The following is a 2,310-nucleotide window of genomic DNA, read 5'->3' as shown; positions in this document are numbered from 1 at the left end:
AGGTAGGCCTCCAACCCGAGGAGGCCGCCTTCGCGGCCGTACCCGGACTCCTTGTACCCGCCGAACGGGGCGGTCGGGTCGAACCGGTTGAACGTGTTGGCCCAGACCACGCCGGCCCTGAGCTTGTCGGCCATCCACAGGATGCGCGACCCCTTCTCGGTCCACACCCCGGCCGACAGCCCGTACGGCGTGTTGTTGGCCTTCTCGACGGCCTCGGCCGGGGTGCGGAAGGTCAGCACCGACAGCACCGGCCCGAAGATCTCCTCCCGGGCGATCCGGTGCGACTGCGCCACCCCGGTGAAGAGGGTCGGCGGGAACCAGAAACCCCGCTCCGGCAGCTCGCAGGCGGGCGACCAGCGTTCGGCACCCTCCTGCTCACCGGCCTCACTCAGCGAGCGGATCTTGGCCAGTTGGTCGGCCGAGTTGATCGCGCCGATGTCGGTGTTCTTGTCCAGCGGGTCGCCCAGCCGCAGCGTGCCCAGACGCCGCTTGAGCGCCGACAGCAGCTCCTGCTGGATCGACTCCTGCACCAGCAGCCGGGACCCGGCGCAGCACACGTGCCCCTGGTTGAAGAAGATGCCGTTGACGATCCCCTCCACCGCCTGATCCAGCGCGGCGTCGTCGAACACGATGTTGGCCGCCTTACCGCCCAGCTCCAGCGTGAGCTTCTTACCGGTGCCCGCCACAGTCCTGGCGATGAGGCGGCCCACCTCGGTGGAGCCGGTGAAGGCCACCTTGTTCACGTCGCGATGGGCGACCACGGCCGCGCCGGTCTCGCCCGCTCCGGTGACGATGTTGACCACACCGGGCGGCAGGTCGGCCTGCTGACAGATCTCCGCGAACAGCAACGCCGTCAACGGCGTCGTCTCGGCCGGCTTCAACACCACCGTGTTACCACACGCCAGCGCCGGAGCGATCTTCCACGCCAGCATCAGCAGCGGGAAGTTCCACGGGATGACCTGCCCGGCGACGCCGAGCGGCCGGGGATCGGCGCCGAATCCGGCATACTCCAGCTTGTCGGCCCAGCCGGCGTAGTAGAAGAAGTGCGCGGCGACCAGCGGCAGGTCCACATCGCGCGACTCGCGGATGGGCTTGCCGTTGTCCAGCGACTCCAGCACCGCCAGCTCGCGGGCCCGCTCCTGGATGATCCGGGCGATCCGGAACAGGTATTTAGCCCGCTCCGAGCCCGGCAACGCGCCCCAGACCCCGAACGCCTTGCGCGCGGCCTGGACGGCCCGGTCGACGTCGTCGACAGAAGCCGTGGCGACCTCCGCCAGCTTCTCCTCCGTCGCCGGGTTGACCGTCTTGAAGGCCGAGCCCGAACCGTCGACGAACTCGCCGTCGATGAACAGCCCGTACGACGGCTTCACCTCCACGACCTCGCGCGACTCGGGCGCCGGTGCGTACTCCAACATCGCCATCATCAGTCCAGGGTGAAGTAGTCGGGGCCCGCGTAACGGCCGGTGGCCAGCTTCTGACGCTGCATCAGCAGGTCGTTCAACAGCGACGACGCGCCCAGCCGGAACCAGTCGGGCGACAGCCAGTCCTCGCCCGCCGTCTCGTTGACCAGCACGAGGTTCTTGATGGCGTCCTTGGTGGTGCGGATCCCGCCCGCCGGCTTCACACCCACCTGCCGGCCCGTCTCCTCACGAAAGTCACGCACCGCCTCCAGCATGATCAGCGTCACCGGAAGCGTCGCCGCCGGAGCCACCTTCCCCGTGGAGGTCTTGATGAAGTCGGCCCCGGCCAGCATCGCCAGCCAGGAGGCCCGCCGCACGTTGTCGTAGGTCGACAACTCACCCGTCTCCAGGATCACCTTCAGATGCGCGCCGCCGCACACCGCCTTCACCGCGACGATCTCCTCCAACACCTTGAGATAGTCACCCGACAGGAACGCCCCCCGATCGATCACCATGTCGATCTCGTCGGCGCCCGCCGCGACCGCCAGCGCGGTCTCGGACACCTTCACCTCCAGCGAGGAACGCCCGCTCGGGAACGCGGTCGCCACCGAAGCGACCTTCACCCCCGAGCCGCGCAGCACCCCGGCGGCCACGGCCACCAGGTCGGGATAGACGCAGACGGCCGCCACCCGGGGCGCTCCCTCGCCGGGGTGCATCGCCTTGGCGCACATCGCACGGACCTTGCCGTGCGTGTCCGCGCCCTCAAGCGTGGTGAGGTCGACCATCGAGATGGCCAAGTCGATCGCCATGGCCTTGGCGCTGGTCTTGATGGAGCGGGTGCCGAGCATCGCCGCCCGCTGGTCCGCGCCGACCCGGTCGACACCGGGCAGGCCGTGCAGGAATGCTCGCA

At 69.1% G+C, this 2,310-nt stretch carries 2 protein-coding genes; both read right to left on the bottom strand.

The features are described from left to right. On the bottom strand, positions 1-1,424 hold a 1,424-nt coding region (locus KLK06_RS59325), incomplete at its 3' end, for an aldehyde dehydrogenase family protein (RefSeq protein ID WP_214644737.1). Beyond that, positions 1,424-2,310, bottom strand: an 887-nt coding sequence (deoC, locus tag KLK06_RS59320) for a deoxyribose-phosphate aldolase (RefSeq protein WP_214644736.1), incomplete at its 5' end; no start/stop codon positions are given. The genes deoC and KLK06_RS59325, both read right to left, overlap by 1 nt.

The organism is Nonomuraea sp. NEAU-A123, assembly GCF_018603905.1.
GTDB lineage: Bacteria > Actinomycetota > Actinomycetes > Streptosporangiales > Streptosporangiaceae > Nonomuraea.
The sequence above is the reverse complement of the archived record's forward strand: the minus strand, read 5'-3'. Positions and strand labels throughout refer to the sequence as shown.